Below are 18,952 nucleotides of genomic sequence, written 5' to 3'. Positions count from 1 at the left end.
AGTCAACGGTAGACAGTCAGCGCCATGGCGCCGAACAGACAGGTAAACAGGCTCAGGCGCAGCAACGCCGGGTGCCAGAAAAAACGGTACAGGTCGAACCCGGACAGGAACCGGTCCAGCGCCCAGGCAAGCGCCGCCGCGATGAAAAACATCAGGGTCATGGTCGGCATGTACACGCCGTGGAAGGCGAATTCACGAGGCATGTGCAAGTCCTTGTGGCTGGTTGCTGGCGAAGGTGGCAAGCGGTGATTGCGGGTCGAGCAGCGAGGTGCGGATGAAGTGCAGGTAGCTCTTCACCCGGCGCAACGCCGAGGTATCGAAGTGTGGGGCGAAGGGTTCGTCGGTGGACTGCACACGGCTGATGGCGTGATCGACTGCGACCAGAGCGCGTTCGAGGTTGCTGCTGTTCGGTTGCAGGAACAGCCGCACCAGTGCACGCCCCATCACCCGGATCGACTGGCGCCATGGCTGGGATTCGGCATAGGCCGGATGCACCGGCAGAATCGCCTGTTCCTTGCGCAATTCGATGATCGCGTGACCGACTTCCAGCACCACGAACATCCAGCGCAGCAATTCGCGCTGCACTTGCGGTTGCCCCGCCGCGAAGCCGTAGGCCTGATGCACCAGATCGCGGGTGCGGCTTTCGAAGCTCGACGCCAGCCCCTTGAGCTTGCCGCTGATGGCGTACACCACCTGACCGCGCAGGTCCTGCTCCAGCCGACGCCACAACCAGCGGCTGTTGGGCGGCAGAATGATCGCCCCGGCCGCTGCGCACACCAGCATGCCCAGCACCATGGCGATGTAGTCGTTGATGAAGGTGTAGGGGTTGTAGACCGTGAGGTTGTCCGGCACCGAACCGGTGCTGAAGAAGATCAGCAAGCCCAGGCCGACGCCGACATATTGCGGCCGCGAGGTCAGGAACGAGCCGAATACGATCACCGGTGCGAGCATCACGCACAACAATGGAAATCCGTCGATCCACGGGAAAATGAAAAACATCTCGACGAAGCCGATCAGCGCCCCGAGCAATGTCCCGCACGCCATCTGAAAGGCCATGCGTTTCGGGTTCGGGGTGGCGGCGGACAAGCCCACGGTTGCAGCAGCGATCAGGGTCATGGTCGCGCCGCTCGGCCAGGCGGTTGCCACCCAGTAGCTGCCCAAAACCACCAGGATGAACGCTGCGCGAATCCCCGATGCCGCCGCGGCCATCCAGTTGGTTTGCGGGGTGAACGGCTCGTCCCAGCGCTCCCGCTCGTGACTGTGATCGGCCAGGGAGGCGTGGGTCTGCGCATAACCGTGCAGGTCGTCGACGAAGCGATAGAGCAGCTCGTACGCGGTGTGGAAATCCAGTTGTTCAGCATCGCTCGGATTGTGCTGCTGGAACGTCGCCCGCAGACAGCGTACCCGCGCCGGCAAACCTTCTTTGTATGCGGTCAGCACCGCGACCAGACGCGCCGCATCGGCGCTGGTCAGGGCACGACCGCTGAAGCCGTCGAGCAATTCGGCGAGGTCCTGCAAACCCGGTTTGATCGCCGCCGCCACCTGGTCCGCCGCGCTGTTGCGCAAGCGTTCGAGCAACTGGTGCAAGGCGTTGAAGCGCGTGGTGATGCCCATGAACTCGCTGTTCAGGCGACTGAGCCGGCCATTGCGTCGACGCATGTGCGGGTCTTCAAACACAGTGACGCTGCGCAAGCCTTCCAGGCCCACCGCTTCGGCGATGAAACGCACGTTGCCGGCCTCGAACGCATCGCGCTGACTGCGACCGCGCAAGCCGTCGGTGACGAACAGGGCGAACACGCCAAAGCGCTGATACAAGGCATTGCGCATCGCCGCGCTCGCCGATTGCGGCAGGATGGCGGCACTGATCAGGGTCGAACAGAGAATGCCCAACGAGATTTCCAGCACCCGCCAGACCGCCGCCATGAACGCACCCTCCGGATGGGCCAATGCGGGCAAGCCGACCATCGCGGCGGTGTATCCTGCGAGTACGAAACCGTAGGCGCGGAAGTTGCGGCAGCGGGCGGCGCCGGCCGTGCAGATGCCGACCCAGATCGCCAGCGAACCGAGGAACAATTCTGTGTTCTGCGCAAACAGGGCGATCAGCGCGACCATCACCGCCGACCCGGCCAAGGTGCCGAGGAAACGATAGAAACTCTTGGCGAACACCTGGCCGCTTTGCGGCTGCATGACGATGAACACGGTGATCATCGCCGTGCGCGGTTGCGGCAGCTCCAGGCGCATGGCCAGCCACAGCGTCAGGAACGCGGCGAACAGCACCTTGAAGATGTAGACCCAGGTCACGCCGTCGCTGCGTGCCCAGTCGAAGAAACCCCGGCGCCATTCCAGGGAGTACAGCCAGCGCAAGGGTGCGGGCAAGGGAGTCATGAAATCCTCTGTAGGAGCGAGCCTGCTCGTGATAGCGGAGTATCAGTCGACATCAATGTTGGATGTGCCGCCCTCATCGCGAGCAGGCTCGCTCCCACAGGTTTGGTGTTCAATTCGAGAAGCTCTTAAGTAGAGCCGGAGTTTTCGGCACATCGGTCTGGCTGTCTTTCGGCACATCGTTGCCCGCCCCCAGACCGCCGCCCAACGCCGTCACCAGCTCTGCATGAGCACTCAACCGCGCCGCCTGAACCTGCTGCTGCACTTGCTGCTGCTTGAACAGCAGGGTCTGGGCGTTGAGCACGTTGAGGTAGTCGGTCAGGCCACGCTGATAGGCGATCATCGCGATGTCGTAGGTCTTCTGCGCGGTGGCCACCGACTCGGCGGCGAAAGCCTGTTGCTTGTCCATGGACTCGCGGCGGATCAACTGGTCGGAGATGTTTTTCAGCGCGTTGACCAGGGTCTGGTTGTACTTGGCCACGGCGATGTCATACCCGGCCGAGGCTTCGCCCAGTTCCGAGCGCAAACGCCCGCCGTCGAAGATCGGCAGCGAAATCGCCGGCCCCACGCTGTAGTTGAGTTTCTTGCCGGTCAGGAACTCCAGCGCCCCGCCGCCGGTGGCCATGTAGCCGAGGCTGCCGACCAGGTCGACGTTCGGGTAGAAACCGGCATGGGCGACATCGATGCCCCGCGCCTGCGCCGCCACTTGCCAGCGGCTGGCGACCACGTCCGGGCGCTGCCCGAGCAATTGCGCCGGCAGCGAAGACGGCAGTTTCAGTGGCGCACCCAGCGACAGCGTTGGCCGCTGCAACTGCGCGCCTTCCCCGGGTCCCTTACCGGCCAGGGCCGCGAGTTGGTTGCGGCTCAAGGCGATTTCTTCGTCGAGGGCATCGAGCTGGCGATGGGTTTCCGGCAGCGGCGTCTCGGCCTGGCTGACTTCGAAATGAGTGCCGATGCCACCGTTCAGGCGTTTTTGCGCCAGCTCGAGAATCTGCTGTTGCTGCTTCAAGGTCGCTTCAACGATGTCCCGTTGCGCGTAATGCAGCGAGAGCTCGATGTAGACCCGGACGATGTTGTCCTGCAATTCGAGCTGGGCCTGGCGCGCTTCGGCGACGCTCATGTGCGCCATGTCCACGGCGCGCTCGGTGGCATTGCTTTCACGGCCCCAGAGGTCGAGGGCATAACTGAAACCCAGCGCCGCGTTGTTATCCCAGGTAGTGCTGTTGGCCAGTTCGCCGGGGCCATAGAACTGGTCGGTCGGCCAGTTGTGACGCTTGAGGGTGGACTCGCCATTGATCTGCAGGGACTCGGCTGCTTCGGCCACGCCGGCCATGGACCTAGCCTGACGCACCCGGGCGGCGGCCATGGCCAGGCTCGGGCTGCCTTGCAGGGCGAGGTCGATCCAGCGATTCAGTTGCGGGTCGCCATAGGCTTGCCACCATTGCGCGGTGGGCCAATGCGCATCTTGTGCGGCGCTCTGGATCGCTTCGTCGGTAGCCAGTGAATTGGCCTCCAGCGCCTTGCCCTGCGGGGCAATACCTCCGGTTCCGATGCAGCCGCTGATTGCCAGGGTTAAAGCCAAAACACTGAGCGGCTGAAGCGCTCTGCTGATGCGACGCGGCACTGCTGCGATTTCCTGAGGTGGGGAGATGTTCTGTGCGTAGGAGCTGCCGAAGGCTGCAATCTTTTGACGTTGCTTTTAGAAGCGAAGATCAAAAGATCGCAGCCTTCGGCAGCTCCTACAGAGGTGAGCGCAATTCTATGGGGCGGCCTGAAGGGCGATAAGCTGGGATTCCTGTGAATCTTTGTTACCGTTAACGAGATAATCCGTAGGTAGATCCTTAGTCGCCTGTAAATAAACAGAAGCTTCGTGTCACAATTTGTCATTCGACGAGAGAGCACCCCATGGACACTTTGCAAAACATGCGCGCCTTCAGTTACGTGGCCGAGGCCGGCAGCTTCACCGCCGCCGCCGTACAACTGGACACCACCACGGCCAACGTCTCGCGCGCGGTCTCCAACCTGGAAGCCCACCTGCAAACCCGTCTGCTCAACCGAACGACCCGACGTATCGCCCTGACCGAAGCCGGCAAGCGCTACCTGTTGCGCTGCGAACAGATCCTGGCCTACGTCGAAGAAGCCGAAGCCGAGGCCAGCGACGCCCACGCCCGCCCGGCCGGGCAACTGAAAGTGCACACCATGACCGGCATCGGCCAGCACTTCGTGATCGACGCCATCGCCCGCTACCGCAAGACCCACCCGGACGTGACCTTCGACCTGACCATGGCCAACCGCGTGCCGGACCTGCTCGACGAAGGCTACGACGTGTCCATCGTCCTCGCCAGCGAACTACCGGATTCGGGTTTCGTCTCCCAACGCCTGGGCATCACCTACAGCATCGTTTGCGCCTCGCCGGCCTACGTCAAAGCCAACGGCTGCGCACAAAAACCCAGCGACCTGCTCAACCACGCCTGCCTGCGCCTGGTCAGCCCGGTGATTCCGCTGGAAAAATGGGCCTTCGACGGTCCTGATGGCCAGGAAATGGTCACCATCAACAGCTCACCCTTCCTGGTGAACTCCGCCGACGCGATGAAATCCGCGATCATCAGCGGCATGGGCGTTGGCGTCCTGCCGCTGTACGCCGCGATAGAAGGCCTGCGCAACGGCACGCTGGTCCGCATGATGCCCAAATACCGCTCGCAGGAACTGAACCTGTACGCCATCTACCCGTCGCGCCAGTACCTGGATGCGAAGATCAAGACCTGGGTCGAGTATTTGCGCGGATCGTTGCCGGAATTGCTGGCGGCGCATCAGGCGGAACTGGCGGCGTATGAACTGAGCGGGAGTTTGGGTGGGGTTCGGGTGGCGAATTGATTCATCGGTTCAGAGATTGATCCCTTGTGGGAGCGAGCCTGCTCGCGATAGCGTTCTCACATTCAAATCTCTGCGAGCAGATACACCGCTTTCGCGAGCAGGCTCGCTCCCACAGTTTGAGTTGTGTACATCCTTGACGGACTGGTCGGCTGTCTGGCCGCCATCGCGAGCAAGTCGGATCGCCGCACCGTCGCTCCCACAAAAGAGCAAAAACAGATCAGCGTACACCCACGCTTCTCACCACTCATCAGGCCGAGCGTTAGCTCGCCTGCAGCTCTTGATCCACACGCCCCCTCGAGAGGCCGAGTGGAGGTTCTGCGTAGTGGGCAACCCGGCATGGATGCCGGGTTAGCCGCCCCCGGCCATGGATGGCCGATGGCGGCGGGCCCACGGAGCAGGACCGGAGCGAGGGCATGCCGAGCCTAGGCGAGGCACCGAACGTCAGGGGCAAGAGCCCTTGGTTACTTGGGGCTTTTCCAAGTGACCCGCCGTAAGGGCGGAACCGATAGCCGCCATTACCGAAGAAACGGATATGTACACGGTCACCCACAACATGGTCGGCCCAAAGGCCGCCAAGACCTAACCAAACCGCAAACTGACAGCGCCGTCAGTTAGCAGTCACCCTCCTGACCAGCAAACAGGTTTATAAAGGAAAATACCTTACCCACCTACCGACCACCCAGCCCCGGCGCCCCACTCGCATGCGAATCCAGAAAAAATCCGCCCTGCTCGTCGCCCTTCTGATCGTCCTGGCAGCGCTGGGCCTGTGGTATGCCACCAAACCGGCCAAAGCCAAACTCGCCATCTCCACCGCCATCCCCGTGCGAGTGGTCGCCGTCGCCGAAAAAGACGTACCGCGCTACGTCAGCGGCATCGGTTCGGTGCTGTCCCTGCACAGCGTCGTGGTCCGCCCGCAAATCGACGGCATTCTCACCAAAATCATGGTCAAGGAAGGCCAACTGGTGAAAAAAGACGACCTGCTGGCCACCATCGACGACCGCTCGATCCGCGCCAGCCTCGATCAGGCCCGGGCACAACTGGGCGAAAGCCAGGCGCAACTGCAAGTGGCGCAAGTCAACCTCAAGCGCTACAAGCTGCTGAGTGTCGACGACGGCGTGTCCAAGCAGACTTACGACCAGCAACAAGCCTTGGTCAACCAACTCAAGGCCACCGCCCAAGGCAACCAGGCCTCGATTGATTCCGCCGAGGTACAGCTTTCCTACACACAAATTCGCTCACCGGTCAGCGGCCGTGTCGGTATTCGCACGGTGGACGAAGGCAACTTCCTGCGCATGACCGACACCAAGGGCCTGTTCACTGTGACCCAGATCGACCCGATCGCCGTGGAGTTCTCCCTGCCGCAGCAAATGCTGCCGACCCTGCAAGGCCTGATCAACGACCCGCAACACACTCAGGTAAAGGCCTACATCGGTGCCGACACCGATGGCGAAACCGGCAACCTGCTCGGCGAAGGTCACCTGACCCTGATTGACAACCAGATCAACGCCAACACCGGCACCATCCGCGCCAAGGCCGAATTCGACAATCCGGGGCAGAAGCTCTGGCCGGGCCTGCTGGTGACGGTAAAAATTCAGACAGCCCTGGATAAAGATGCGCTGGTGGTGCCGCCGACAGTCGTACAACGCGGCCTCGACCAGCACTTCGTGTACCGGGTCAATGGGGACAAGGTCGAAGCCGTACAGGTGCAGATGGTCTATCAAGGCAGCGGCCAGGACATCATCAAGGGTGTGAAGCCGGGTGATGTACTGGTCAGCGATGGTCAGTCGCGGCTCAAGCCCGGCGCTACCGTGCAAGTGCTGACCGAGCCGCCGCAAGTGGTGCGATCGGAGGCGGCGCAATGAAGGGCCATGGTTCGGTTTCAGCCTGGTGCATCGACCACCCGGTGGCCACGGTCCTGCTGACGTTCGCCCTGGTGCTGCTGGGTGTCATAGCGTTTCCGCGCCTGCCGGTAGCGCCGTTGCCGGAGGCAGAATTCCCGACCATCCAGGTGGCCGCGCAACTGCCCGGCGCCAGCCCGGAAACCATGGCTTCCTCGGTGGCCACGCCTCTTGAAGTGCAATTCAGTGCCATTCCCGGCGTAACCCAGATGACCTCGAGCAGTGCACTGGGCTCGACCAACCTGACCCTGCAATTCACCCTCGACAAGAGCATCGACACCGCTGCCCAGGAAGTCCAGGCAGCGATCAACACCGCCGCGGGCAAACTGCCCAAGGACATGCCGAACCTGCCGACCTGGCGCAAGGTCAACCCCGCGGACAGCCCGGTGCTGATCCTCAGCGTCAACTCCTCGCTGATGCCCGGCCCGGAGCTCAGTGACCTGACGGAAACCCTGTTGTCCCGTCAGCTCAGTCAGGTCGACGGTGTAGGCCAGGTCGTCATCACCGGTCAGCAGCGTCCGGCGATCCGCGTCCAGGTTTCGGCGGACAAGCTCGCGGCCATCGGCCTGACCCTCGCCGACATCCGCCTGGCGATCCAGCAGACCAGCCTCAATCTGGCCAAGGGTGCGCTGTACGGGGAGTCGAGCATCTCGACCCTGTCCACCAACGACCAGTTGTTTCACCCGGAGGACTACAGCCAGCTGATTGTTTCCTACAAGGACGGTGCACCGGTTCATCTGCGCGATGTCGCCAAAGTCGTCAACGGTTCGGAAGATGCCTACATCCAGGCTTGGGCGGGCTCGCAACCGGGGGTCAACCTGGTGATCTTCCGCCAGCCTGGCGCCAACATCGTCGAGACCGTGGACCGCATCCAGGCCGCCTTGCCGGCACTGGAGGCGATGCTCCCCGCCTCGGTGCAGGTCAAGACGCTGATCGACCGCACCCAGACCATCCGTGCCTCGCTGCATGAAGTGGAAATCACCCTGCTGATTGCAATCATGTTGGTGGTGGCGGTAATGGCACTGTTCCTGCGCCAACTGTCGGCCACACTGATCGTGTCGGCAGTGCTCGGCGTGTCACTGATCGCCAGTTTTGCGCTGATGTATGTGATGGGCTTCAGCCTGAACAACCTCACGCTGGTAGCGATTGTGGTCGCCGTGGGGTTCGTGGTCGATGATGCGATCGTGGTGGTGGAGAACATTCACCGCCATCTCGAGGCCGGCGAAGGCATGCGCGAGGCCGCGATCAAAGGCGCTGGCGAGATCGGATTTACCGTGATTTCGATCAGCTTCTCGCTGGTGGCAGCGTTCATTCCGCTGCTGTTCATGGGCGGCGTGGTTGGGCGACTGTTCAAGGAGTTCGCCCTGACCGCCACTTCCACCATCATGATTTCAGTGGTGGTTTCGCTGACGTTGGCACCGACCCTCGCTGCACTGTTCATGCGCGCGCCAGTGCATCATGCCCACGACAAACCGGGTTTCGGTGAGCGCCTGTTGGCGTGGTACGAAAAAGGCTTGCGTCGTGCCCTCGCCCACCAGAAATTGATGATCGGCGTGTTCGGCCTGTCGCTGGGGTTGGCGGTCGCCGGTTACATATTTATCCCTAAAGGTTTCTTCCCGATTCAAGACACCGGCTTCGTCCTCGGTACCACTGAAGCGGCCGCCGATATTTCCTACGGCGACATGGTGAAAAAACACTTGGCGATGGCCGAAATCGTCGCCGCCGACCCCGCTGTCGAAACGTTCTCGCACTCAGTCGGCGTCTCGGGCAGTAACCAGACCATCGCCAACGGCCGCTTCTGGATCACCCTGAAAAAACGCAGCGACCGCGATGTCTCCGCCAGCCAGTTCATCGACCGGATTCGTCCGCAACTGATGAAAGTGCCGGGTATCGTCCTGTACCTGCGCGCCGGCCAGGACATCAACCTCAGCTCCGGCCCGAGCCGCGCCCAGTATCAATATGTGCTCAAGAGCAACGATGGCCCGACCCTGAGCACCTGGACCCAGCGCCTGACGGAAAAACTGCGCGCCAACCCGGCCTTCCGCGACATTTCCAACGACCTGCAACTGGGCGGCAGCATCACCCACATCAGCATCGACCGCAGCGCCGCCGCACGTTTCGGCCTCACCGCCAGCGACGTCGACGAAGCCCTGTACGATGCCTTCGGCCAGCGCCAGATCAATGAATTCCAGACCCAGGTCAACCAGTACAACGTGATCCTGGAGCTGGACACCAAGCAACGCGGCAAGGCCGAGAGCCTCAATTACTTCTACCTGCGCTCGCCCCTGAGCGGGGAAATGGTGCCGCTGTCGGCCCTGGCCAGGTTCGATGCGCCGACCATCGGCCCGCTGTCCATCGCTCATGACGGGATGTTCCCGGCGGCCAACCTGTCGTTCAACCTGGCCCCCGGCGTGGCGTTGGGCGATGCGGTGATCTTGCTCAACCAGGCCAAGGCCGACATCGGCATGCCGACCGCCATCAGCGGCAATTTCCAGGGCGCGGCCCAGGCGTTCCAGAGCTCGCTGGCCAGCCAGCCGTGGCTGATTCTGGCGGCGCTGGTGGCGGTGTACATCATTCTCGGTGTGCTCTACGAGAGTTTCGTGCATCCACTGACGATCATTTCGACCTTGCCTTCGGCGGGCCTCGGCGCGGTGATCATGCTGTGGATTTGCGGCCAGGACTTTTCGATCATGGCCTTGATCGGCCTGGTGCTGCTGATCGGTATCGTCAAGAAAAACGGCATCCTGATGATCGACTTCGCCCTCGAAGCACAGCGCAATGGCGGACTGTCGCCTGAAGAAGCGATCTTCAAGGCCTGCATCACACGGTTCCGGCCGATCATCATGACCACCCTCGCCGCCCTGCTCGGCGCCCTGCCGCTGATGCTCGGTTACGGCACCGGCGCCGAATTGCGCCAGCCCCTGGGGATCGCGGTGGTCGGCGGTTTGCTGGTGAGCCAGGCGCTGACGCTGTTCACCACGCCGGTCATATACTTGTGGCTGGAGCGGCTATTCCATCGGCCTAAAGCAGCACCGGATCCGGCGCTGGCGACCACAGACTGAGGCGGGGTCATGCGCGTTCTGATTATCGAAGACGAAGAAAAAACCGCGGACTATCTGCATCGCGGCCTGACGGAACAGGGTTTCACCGTGGATCTGGCACGCGATGGTGTGGAAGGCCTGCACCTGGCGCTGGAGAGCGACTACGCGGTGATCGTCCTCGACGTGATGCTGCCGGGCCTCGACGGCTTCGGTGTGTTGCGCGCCCTGCGTGCGCGCAAGCAAACCCCGGTGATCATGCTCACCGCCCGCGAGCGTGTGGAAGATCGCATCAAGGGCCTGCGTGAAGGCGCCGATGACTATCTGGGCAAACCGTTTTCCTTCCTTGAACTGGTGGCACGCCTGCAAGCGCTGACCCGGCGCAGCGGTGGCCATGAACCAATGCAAGTGAGCATCGCCGACCTGTGGATAGATTTGATCAGCCGCAAGGCGACCCGAGGTGGCGCACGGCTGGACCTGACTGCCAAGGAGTTCTCGCTGCTCAGTGTGCTGGCCCGGCGCCAAGGTGAAATCCTGTCGAAAACCGCCATTGCCGAAATGGTCTGGGACATCAATTTCGACAGCGACGCCAACGTCGTCGAAGTCGCGATCAAACGCCTGCGGGCCAAGCTCGACGGGCCGTTCGAAGAGAAACTGCTGCACACCATTCGTGGCATGGGTTATGTGCTGGAGAGCCGTGGTGTCCGGTAACTCGATCGCGCTGCGTTTAAGCGGGATGTTTACGCTGGTGGCGCTTCTGGTCTTTCTGTTGATCGGCTGGGCTTTGTACCAACAGGTCGACAAAGGCCTGGGCCTGTTGCCGGAAGCCGAACTGGATGCGCGCTACAGCGTGCTCGAATCCACGGTCGGCCGTTACGGCACGCCCGAGCATTGGGTGAAGATCAACAACAAGCTCAATCTGCTGAGCGAAGAAGACAAGCGCATCAGTTTCTGGATCATCAGCGGCGATCCACACTACGAATACGGCAACCTGACACCGCAAATCCGCGCCTTTGCCCAAGGGCCGCTGGGCACCCGCGACATGCATCTGCCGGATCACCCCTATCCGTTGAAAGTGCTGGTCAGCGAATTCCCGGCCAAGGATCAGCGCCCAGCGCTGCGCTTCATGATCGCCATCGATACCGAGACGTTTTTCCACACTCAGCATCAATTGCTGATCGCGCTGATCAGCCTGGCGATTGTCGGCGTGCTGCTGGCCTCGGCACTGGGTTACTGGGTGGCTCGGATCGGGCTCAAGCCGCTGATCAAACTGTCCCAGGAAGCCCAGCGCCTGGCCCCGCCGTTGCGCTCGGGGCGCTTGCGATTGTCACCGTTGCCGCCGGAACTCGATCAATTCGTCAGCTCGTTCAACTCGACCCTGGAACGGGTCGAGCAAGCCTACTCGCGCCTTGAATCGTTCAACGCCGACGTCGCCCACGAACTGCGCTCGCCACTGACCAACCTGATCGGCCAGACCCAGGTCGCGTTGACCCGCGGACGCTCCGCCGAGCATTACTTCGAAGTGCTGCAATCGAACCTCGAAGAGCTTGAGCGACTGCGTTCGATCATCAACGACATGCTGTTCCTCGCCAGCGCCGATCAGGGCAGCAAGGCGACCAAACTCACCTCAACCTCGCTGGCTGATGAGGTGGCCACGACCCTGGAGTATCTGGATTTCATTCTCGAGGACGCTCAGGTCCGGGTTGAGGTCAGTGGTGACGCACAAGTGCGGATCGAGATCGCTCATCTGCGCCGGGCGTTGATCAATCTGCTGAACAACGCGGTGCAGCACACCGCGCCCGGGCAGGTGATTCTAGTGCGGATCGAAGCCCAGGAGCATCAAGTCAGCATCGGCGTCGCCAACCCCGGTTCGCCGATTGCCCGTGAACACCTGCCACGGCTGTTCGAGCGCTTCTACCGGGTCGATGCCTCGCGCAGCAACAGCGGCCACAATCACGGATTGGGGCTGGCCATCGTCAAGGCGATAGCGTTGATGCACGGCGGCGATGTGTTCGTGCGCAGTGACCATGGGATGAATACCTTCGGTATCCATCTCCCGGTCTGACACACCTGGAAAGTCAAAAGATCGCAGCCTGCGGCAGCTCCTACAGTTGGACTGTTTTTCTGTAGGAGCTGCCGCAGGCTGCGATCTTTGCTTTTAGCGTAATAGTCCTTTCATGAATCCACTCTTTTTCCCCTCGCCCCATATCCTTATCTTTGCCCGCACCAAACAGCACTTGCCAAGCAAGAAGGTTTTAAAGATGTCCAACAGTATGGGTATTGCCAGCGCTTTCGTTTTGTCCTCTTTGTTCCTGTCGCCCTTGGCGATGGCGGAAGAATCGCAGACTTTCGTCGCGCATAACGCTGCACGCGCTGCGACGTTCGGAGAGCATCAGATCGAAATGACCGCCAAGGCTGCGCAAGACGCCCAGGCCCCGCAAGCATCCAGCACTCAGGCGCAGCCACAGGCCGAGAAAGACAGCTGATCTGCACCGATCACTCCCGTTTCCCTCGACACTTTTCTTCGGCTCTTCCCTTTGAAAAGTTGTCTTCAAGGCCGCTGCTGTCAGCGGCTTTTTTTATAGTGGCGACTCAACCTTCATTGCAATTTTTGCAACGAAACTCACTGACGCCCACGCCATCGATCAATCGTTCGAGCAACAGGAACGATTCACTCGGCTGCTACGTTTATGCAACTACGCTTACAACGTCCCTCTAGCAGACGTCAGCCCTATGACCGCAAGCCGCACCCCGCATTTTCAAGGCCCGCCCGGGCGACCCGAGATCATGGTGATCCTCGGCAGCACCCTGACTGTCATCTCGATCCTGTGCATCGTCACTTACCTGCTGATCCGCGAACACGCCTACGCCCAGCAGACCGCCACACGCAGCGCGACTACCATTGCGCAACTGATCGATGCCGATGTCCTGCGTACGGTCGAGCTCTATGATTTGACCTTGCAGGGTCTGATCGCCGCCGCCCAACGGGACGACCTGAAACAGGTTTCGCCGCAGATCCGTCATCTGGTGCTGTTCGAGCGCTCCACCACCGCGCGCTACAAGGGCGACATCCTGCTGCTGGACAAGCACGGCGACGTGCTGGCCGACTCATCATTGATCGAGCCGAAACCGGGCAACTTCGCTGACCGCGATTATTTCCTGGCCCATGTCTTCAATCCCGGCACCGGCATGTTTATCAGCCGACCGTTCAAACCGCGCTGCGACTGCGATGACAACGACGAATGGCGCATCAGTTTCAGCCGGCGCATTTCCTCTCCCACGGGAGAGTTTCTGGGGGTCGCGGTGGCGTCGATGCGCATGAGCTATTTCGACCAGCTGTTCAGCAGCCTCGACATCGGCACCGGCAGTACGCTGGGCATCATCAACGATGACGGGATTCTCCTGGCGCAGAAACCGTACCGGGAAAAAAACGCCATCGGCAAAAGCTTCTCCAGCCGCCCCAACGTCGTACGCATGCTGCAGGAGCGCAGTGGTACCTTCGAAAGCGTGTCGAGTGTCGACCATCAACAGCGCCTGTACACCTTTTCCCGGGTCGGCAACCTGCCGCTGACCGTCATCGTGGCCCTTTCCATCGATGAAGTGTTCGCCACCTGGAACCGCACTGCCTATGTGATCAGCGGTGCTACCGGGGTTTTGTGCATCGGTTTGTTATGGCTGACCTGGCTGCTCTGCCGCGAGCTGCGCCTGCGCCAACATGTCGAGCAGGAATTGGCGCAGTTGGCAGCCACCGATGCCTTGACCGGCGTGGCCAACCGTCGATCCCTCGATCAAACCCTGCGCCATGAATGGTTTCGTGCGCAGCGCAGCGGCAAGCCGTTGTCGTTGCTGATGATTGATGCCGATCACTTCAAGGCCTTCAATGATCGGCACGGGCATCAGGCCGGCGACGATGCCTTACGGGCATTGGCCGAGGTTATCCGCGCCAATGTCCATCGCCCGGCAGACCTGGTGGCTCGCTATGGTGGCGAAGAGTTTTCAGTGGTCCTGGCCGAAACTGGCAGTGAAGGCGCGCAGCAGATCGCCGAACATATCCGCGAGGCGGTGCAAAAACTGCCACTGGTGGACGCCGGCGAGCGACCGATGAGCGTGAGTATCGGTATTGCCACCTGGACGGCGGGCAGCGATATCAACCTGGAGCAATTGCTGTTCAGTGCGGACAAGGCGTTGTATCAGGCTAAGGAAGGGGGGCGTAATCGGGTTGTTTGTGCGGATTAAAGCAAAGATCAAAAGATCGCCCGAGCTCGGGCGATCTTTTGCTTCATAAAAAAAGGCCACCCGAAGGCAGCCTTTAAAAACTAGAGAGGTTTTTACTTACACGGCCGCAACCGGACGCATGTAAGAGATCGGTGCAGTGCTGGCGTCTTCGAACGTCACGACTTCCCAGGCATCTGTCTGCTCAATCAACTTGCGCAGCAGCTGGTTGTTCAGTGCGTGGCCGGACTTGAAGCCCTTGAACTCACCAATCAGGCTATTGCCCAGCAGGTAGAGGTCACCAATTGCATCGAGAATCTTGTGCTTCACGAATTCGTCTTCATAGCGAAGGCCGTCTTCGTTCAGTACGCCATCGGCGTCGACCACAATAGCGTTTTCAACACTGCCGCCGAGTGCGAGGTTGTGCTTGCGCAGGTACTCGATGTCACTCATGAAACCAAAGGTACGGGCGCGGCTGACTTCTTTTACAAACGAAGTGCTGGAAAAATCCACGCTTGCACTTTGGGTGCGGTCACGGAAAACCGGGTGATCGAAATCGATCTCAAAGCTCACCTTGAACCCTTCGAAAGGGACGAAAGTGGCGCGCTTGTCGCCGTCTTCCACTGTCACTTCACGCAGGATGCGGATGAACTTCTTGGCAGCGTCCTGTTCTTCCAGGCCAGCCGATTGAATCAGGAATACGAAAGGTCCAGCGCTACCATCCATGATCGGGACTTCGGACGCGGAGAGCTCGACGTAGGCGTTATCGATGCCCAGGCCTGCCATGGCCGAGAGCAAGTGCTCTACCGTGTCCACTTTGACGTCACCGTTAACGAGCGTGGTCGACATAGTGGTTTCACCAACGTTTTCCGCGCGGGCAGGAATCTGCACCACGGGGTCGAGGTCGGCGCGACAAAACACAATGCCGGTGTCGACGGGCGCTGGCTTGAGGGTCAGGTAGACCTTCTCCCCGGAGTGCAGGCCGACACCTGTGGCACGGATAATATTCTTCAGGGTGCGTTGTTTAATCATGGCATGGGCCGCTTCAGCGCAAATTGCGAACTGGTATCAACAAAGGCTGGCGATGATAGCAGACCAGACCTTTGCTGAACACCAATCACCCTAATACCCCTGATACATTTCATCAATCGGCCTGACGACGCAGGAATGCCGGGATGTCCAGGTAGTCCAGGTCATCTTGCGGATTCATCTTCGCGGCAGTCGCAGCACCGGCCTGAGCCTGGTTGCGCATGACGGTCGGACGGTCCAGGTCACGGTAGTTCACCGCTGGAGCTTCCTGACGAACAGAGGTCTGTTGTTGCGGCTGGGAAGCCATCGACGTGTGCACGGTATTGTCGATGATCTTCACCGGCTTCTCGATTTTAGCGCCTAAACCTGTGGCAACGACAGTCACGTGCAGCTCGTCGCGCATGTCCGGATCGATAACGGTACCGACCTTGACCATGGCGTGCTCGGAAGCGAACGCCTCGATGATGCTGCCCACGTCGGAGTATTCACCCAGGGACAGATCCGGACCGGCAGTAATGTTCACCAGGATGCCGCGAGCGCCTTGCAGGTTCACGTCTTCGAGCAACGGGTTGCGAATGGCCGCTTCGGTGGCCTCACGTGCACGGTTCGGACCGCTGGCGCAGCCAGTGCCCATCATCGCCATGCCCATTTCGCTCATCACGGTACGCACGTCGGCGAAGTCGACGTTGATCATGCCCGGACGCTTGATGATGTCGGAGATACCGCGAACAGCACCGGCCAGTACATCGTCGGCCTTGGCGAAAGCCGACAAGAGGCTTGCGTCTTTACCGAGGATGGTCAGCAGCTTCTCGTTGGGAATGGTGATCAACGAGTCGACGCTTTCAGACAGCAGACGGATGCCTTCGTCGGCGATCTGCATGCGCTTGCGACCTTCGAACGGGAACGGACGAGTCACCACCGCAACGGTGAGAATGCCCATTTCCTTGGCCACTTCAGCAATGATTGGCGCAGCACCGGTACCGGTACCACCGCCCATGCCCGTGGTGATGAACACCATATTGGTGCCCTGCAGGACTTCGGCAATGCGCTCACGATCTTCCAGAGCGGCCTGACGACCTACTTCAGGGTTGGCGCCAGCGCCGAGACCTTTGGTCACGCCGGTGCCCAGTTGCAGGATGGTCCGCGCGCCGATGCTTTTCAGCGCTTGTGCATCAGTGTTGGCGCAGATGAATTCAACGCCTTCAATGTTGCTCTTGACCATGTGGTTGACAGCGTTGCCGCCGCCACCGCCGACACCGATAACTTTGATTACCGGGCTTGCGGGGATGTTGTCTACGAGTTCGAACATTTTCCCTCTCCTTTACATTCTCTAGTTTTTTCGCCTACTGCGTGCTTCGGTGTAGCGGTAAATCTTTAGAAATTGCCCTGGACCCACTTCTTCAGGCGGTCCAGCAGCGGAGCCTGTGGCTCTTCGTTGCTGTAGCTGTCGCGGCTGCCGATGCCCGAGAACGAGATGCCGTCGGACTGCTTCTGCAGGCCGTACATCAACAGGCCGACGCCGGTGGAATAGATCGGGTTGCGCACCACGTCATCCAGACCTTTCACGCCGTGAGGCACGCCCAGGCGCACCGGCATGTGGAAGATTTCCTCGGCCAGTTCAGTAGCGCCTTCCATCTTCGACGTACCGCCGGTCAGCACGATGCCGGCCGGGATCAGGTCTTCGTAGCCGCTGCGGCGCAGTTCGGCCTGGATCAGCGTGAACAGTTCGTCGTAGCGCGGCTCGACCACTTCGGCCAGGGCCTGGCGGGACAGCTCGCGTGGTGGACGGTCGCCAACGCTTGGCACCTTGATGGTTTCACCGGCACCGGCCAGTTTGGCCAGGGCGCAGGCGTAGCGAATCTTGATTTCTTCGGCGTACTGGGTCGGAGTGCGCAACGCCATGGCGATGTCGTTGGTCACCTGGTCACCGGCAATCGGGATCACTGCGGTGTGACGGATCGCGCCTTCGGTGAAGATCGCGATGTCGGTGGTGCCGCCGCCGATGTCCACCAGGCACACGCCCAGCTCTTTCTCGTCATCGGTCAGTACCGAGTACGCGGAAGCCAGTTGCTCGAGAATGATGTCGTCGATTTCCAGGCCACAACGACGCACGCATTTTTCAATGTTCTGTGCGGCATTGACGGCGCAGGTGACCACGTGGACCTTGGCTTCCAGACGCACGCCGGACATGCCCAGTGGCTCGCGGACGCCTTCCTGGTTATCGATCACGTAATCCTGCGGCAGGGTGTGCAGCACGCGCTGGTCAGCCGGGATCGCCACGGCCTGGGCCGCGTCGAGTACACGCTCAAGGTCCGCCGAGCTGACTTCGCGATCACGAATCGCCACGATGCCGTGGGAGTTCAGGCTGCGGATGTGATTGCCGGCCACACCGACGAACGCCGAGTGAATGCGGCAACCCGCCATCAGCTGCGCTTCTTCGATGGCGCGCTGGATCGATTGCACGGTGGATTCGATGTTCACCACCACGCCTTTTTTCAGGCCACGGGATGGATGGGTACCGATCCCGACGATTTCCAGCGTGCCGTCGTCCGCGACCTCGCCCACCAGCGCCACCACCTTGGAGGTGCCGATATCGAGACCGACGATCATTTTGCCGCTTTGCACGTTTGCCATGGGTCCTGCCTCTTCTTAATTCTTCGCGACAGCGGGTTGGGCTGCCGTGGGCGCTACAGGTTCCCGCCAGCCAACAGCGAGGCCGTTGGCGTAGCGCAGATCGATGCGCGCAATGTTCGTAATCTGTTCTTTGAGCGTCTTGTCATAGATGGCGATGAAACGGCGCATCTTTTCCACCTGGTTGCCGCGTCCCAGCAGCAGTTCGATCCCGGGACCCGCGCTGCCGGGGCCGGTGGTCAGGAACCAGCTGCCACGATCACGCAGTTCCAGGCGTGCAATCGAGAAGCCCAGCGGCCTGAGCATCTGGCTCAGCACCTGGTATTGCTGCATCACTTGCTGTTGAGCCCGCTGCGGGCCAAACAGCTGAGGCAAGTGTTCGTAGTTCGCCAGCTCGCGCGGGGTGAAGGCCTGGCCCTGGTTGTTCAACAGCGACTCGTCACCCCATCGGGCCACCGGCAGTTGTTCTTCCAGGCGGATCACCACTTGATCCGGCCACACCCGGCGCACTTCGGCGTGGGCAATCCATGGCATCGTTTCCAGCTCGGTGCGCATGCTCGCCAGGTCGATGGTGAAGAAGCTCGACGCCACGTACGGGGCGATCCGCTGCTGCACCGCTTGCTGGCTGATGTAACTCAAGTCGCCCTGCACGTTGATCCTGGTGATCGGCCGGTCGGCATACGGCAACAGCCGTGTCGCGCCTTCGTAAGTACCGAACCCCAAAGCCACCAGCACTACCGGCCAGAACAACGCTTTGAGAAAACCGAAGTTGGCTTTCGGCAGGCGCGCGGACATCGGCTCTTTGGCCACCATTCGGCTGGCACCCCGCGGCACCGGCTTGCGGCCGGGCGATGCGGGGGGCTGATGTCTGAGCTGAGCGCCTTGCAT

Annotated in this window: 14 protein-coding genes; 7 read left to right on the top strand and 7 right to left on the bottom strand. The window is 61.0% G+C overall.

Features of this window, described 5'->3' with window-relative positions; genetic code table 11:
* Nucleotides 1-2 precede the first annotated feature (2 nt).
* From AC1D19_RS06010 to AC1D19_RS06000, 3 genes are all read right to left on the bottom strand, one after another.
* Entirely contained in the window at nucleotides 3-203 is a 201-nt protein-coding gene (locus AC1D19_RS06010; protein WP_477762664.1) for a DUF1656 domain-containing protein, read from the bottom strand.
* Nucleotides 193-2,385 (bottom strand): FUSC family protein, encoded by a 2,193-nt coding sequence (locus tag AC1D19_RS06005; RefSeq protein ID WP_477762663.1) that lies wholly within the window; start codon nucleotides 2,383-2,385, stop codon nucleotides 193-195. The genes AC1D19_RS06010 and AC1D19_RS06005 overlap by 11 nt, the downstream gene beginning before the upstream one ends.
* A 109-nt stretch (nucleotides 2,386-2,494) precedes the next feature.
* Nucleotides 2,495-4,006 carry an efflux transporter outer membrane subunit gene (locus tag AC1D19_RS06000; protein WP_477762662.1) on the bottom strand — a complete coding sequence of 504 codons (1,512 nt, stop codon included), beginning with the start codon at nucleotides 4,004-4,006 and terminating at the stop codon, nucleotides 2,495-2,497.
* A 281-nt stretch (nucleotides 4,007-4,287) separates the two neighbouring features.
* Between AC1D19_RS06000 and AC1D19_RS05995 the strand changes: the two genes are divergently transcribed.
* From AC1D19_RS05995 to AC1D19_RS05965, 7 genes are all read left to right on the top strand, one after another.
* Nucleotides 4,288-5,256: a LysR family transcriptional regulator gene (locus tag AC1D19_RS05995; protein ID WP_477753193.1), complete on the top strand. Its 969-nt coding sequence runs from the start codon at nucleotides 4,288-4,290 to the stop codon at nucleotides 5,254-5,256.
* Between the two features lie 701 nt (nucleotides 5,257-5,957).
* Nucleotides 5,958-7,118 (top strand): efflux RND transporter periplasmic adaptor subunit, encoded by a 1,161-nt coding sequence (locus tag AC1D19_RS05990; protein WP_477762661.1) that lies wholly within the window; start codon nucleotides 5,958-5,960, stop codon nucleotides 7,116-7,118.
* The gene (locus AC1D19_RS05985; RefSeq protein ID WP_477762660.1) at nucleotides 7,115-10,216 is read left to right on the top strand and encodes a multidrug efflux RND transporter permease subunit; all 3,102 of its coding nucleotides are present in this window, start codon (nucleotides 7,115-7,117) and stop codon (nucleotides 10,214-10,216) included. Before AC1D19_RS05990 ends, AC1D19_RS05985 begins: the two co-directional genes overlap by 4 nt.
* A 9-nt stretch (nucleotides 10,217-10,225) precedes the next feature.
* Nucleotides 10,226-10,903 carry a heavy metal response regulator transcription factor gene (locus AC1D19_RS05980; protein WP_477762659.1) on the top strand — a complete coding sequence of 226 codons (678 nt, stop codon included), beginning with the start codon at nucleotides 10,226-10,228 and terminating at the stop codon, nucleotides 10,901-10,903.
* Complete coding sequence (locus tag AC1D19_RS05975) at nucleotides 10,893-12,257, top strand: heavy metal sensor histidine kinase (RefSeq protein ID WP_477762658.1); 1,365 nt, start codon at nucleotides 10,893-10,895, stop codon at nucleotides 12,255-12,257. The genes AC1D19_RS05980 and AC1D19_RS05975 overlap by 11 nt, the downstream gene beginning before the upstream one ends.
* Nucleotides 12,258-12,453: 196 nt before the next feature.
* A complete protein-coding gene (locus AC1D19_RS05970) occupies nucleotides 12,454-12,678 on the top strand; it encodes a hypothetical protein (protein ID WP_477760640.1) in 225 nt (74 codons plus the stop codon).
* Nucleotides 12,679-12,925: 247 nt separating this feature from the next.
* A complete protein-coding gene (locus AC1D19_RS05965; RefSeq protein WP_477762657.1) occupies nucleotides 12,926-14,428 on the top strand; it encodes a sensor domain-containing diguanylate cyclase in 1,503 nt (500 codons plus the stop codon).
* Nucleotides 14,429-14,524: 96 nt separating this feature from the next.
* Here AC1D19_RS05965 and lpxC read toward each other — a convergent pair whose 3' ends face one another.
* The 4 genes from lpxC to AC1D19_RS05945 all read right to left on the bottom strand — a co-directional run bounded on the left by lpxC (nucleotide 14,525) and on the right by AC1D19_RS05945 (nucleotide 18,952).
* Nucleotides 14,525-15,436: a UDP-3-O-acyl-N-acetylglucosamine deacetylase gene (lpxC, locus tag AC1D19_RS05960; protein ID WP_007939852.1), complete on the bottom strand. Its 912-nt coding sequence runs from the start codon at nucleotides 15,434-15,436 to the stop codon at nucleotides 14,525-14,527.
* A gap of 112 nt (nucleotides 15,437-15,548) precedes the next feature.
* Complete coding sequence (ftsZ, locus tag AC1D19_RS05955) at nucleotides 15,549-16,742, bottom strand: cell division protein FtsZ (protein ID WP_477762656.1); 1,194 nt, start codon at nucleotides 16,740-16,742, stop codon at nucleotides 15,549-15,551.
* 65 nt (nucleotides 16,743-16,807) lie between these two features.
* Nucleotides 16,808-18,067 carry a cell division protein FtsA gene (ftsA, locus tag AC1D19_RS05950; RefSeq protein WP_007989901.1) on the bottom strand — a complete coding sequence of 420 codons (1,260 nt, stop codon included), beginning with the start codon at nucleotides 18,065-18,067 and terminating at the stop codon, nucleotides 16,808-16,810.
* A gap of 15 nt (nucleotides 18,068-18,082) precedes the next feature.
* Nucleotides 18,083-18,952 carry a cell division protein FtsQ/DivIB gene (locus AC1D19_RS05945; protein ID WP_477753058.1) on the bottom strand — a complete coding sequence of 290 codons (870 nt, stop codon included), beginning with the start codon at nucleotides 18,950-18,952 and terminating at the stop codon, nucleotides 18,083-18,085.

The organism is Pseudomonas sp. P1_C12 (assembly GCF_056406435.1).
The sequence above is the reverse complement of the archived record's forward strand: the minus strand, read 5'-3'. Positions and strand labels throughout refer to the sequence as shown.

Excerpts from the sequence above, each read along its gene's own strand:
- AC1D19_RS06010 (WP_477762664.1), bottom strand. The coding sequence starts at position 203 with ATGCCTCGTGAATTCGCCTTCCACGGCGTGTACATGCCGACCATGACC.
- AC1D19_RS06005 (WP_477762663.1), bottom strand. The coding sequence starts at position 2,385 with ATGACTCCCTTGCCCGCACCCTTGCGCTGGCTGTACTCCCTGGAATGG.
- AC1D19_RS05995 (WP_477753193.1), top strand. The coding sequence starts at position 4,288 with ATGGACACTTTGCAAAACATGCGCGCCTTCAGTTACGTGGCCGAGGCC.
- AC1D19_RS05990 (WP_477762661.1), top strand. The coding sequence starts at position 5,958 with ATGCGAATCCAGAAAAAATCCGCCCTGCTCGTCGCCCTTCTGATCGTC.
- AC1D19_RS05985 (WP_477762660.1), top strand. The coding sequence starts at position 7,115 with ATGAAGGGCCATGGTTCGGTTTCAGCCTGGTGCATCGACCACCCGGTG.
- AC1D19_RS05980 (WP_477762659.1), top strand. The coding sequence starts at position 10,226 with ATGCGCGTTCTGATTATCGAAGACGAAGAAAAAACCGCGGACTATCTG.
- AC1D19_RS05970 (WP_477760640.1), top strand. The coding sequence starts at position 12,454 with ATGTCCAACAGTATGGGTATTGCCAGCGCTTTCGTTTTGTCCTCTTTG.
- AC1D19_RS05965 (WP_477762657.1), top strand. The coding sequence starts at position 12,926 with ATGACCGCAAGCCGCACCCCGCATTTTCAAGGCCCGCCCGGGCGACCC.
- lpxC (WP_007939852.1), bottom strand. The coding sequence starts at position 15,436 with ATGATTAAACAACGCACCCTGAAGAATATTATCCGTGCCACAGGTGTC.
- ftsZ (WP_477762656.1), bottom strand. The coding sequence starts at position 16,742 with ATGTTCGAACTCGTAGACAACATCCCCGCAAGCCCGGTAATCAAAGTT.
- ftsA (WP_007989901.1), bottom strand. The coding sequence starts at position 18,067 with ATGGCAAACGTGCAAAGCGGCAAAATGATCGTCGGTCTCGATATCGGC.
- AC1D19_RS05945 (WP_477753058.1), bottom strand. The coding sequence starts at position 18,952 with ATGCAAGGCGCTCAGCTCAGACATCAGCCCCCCGCATCGCCCGGCCGC.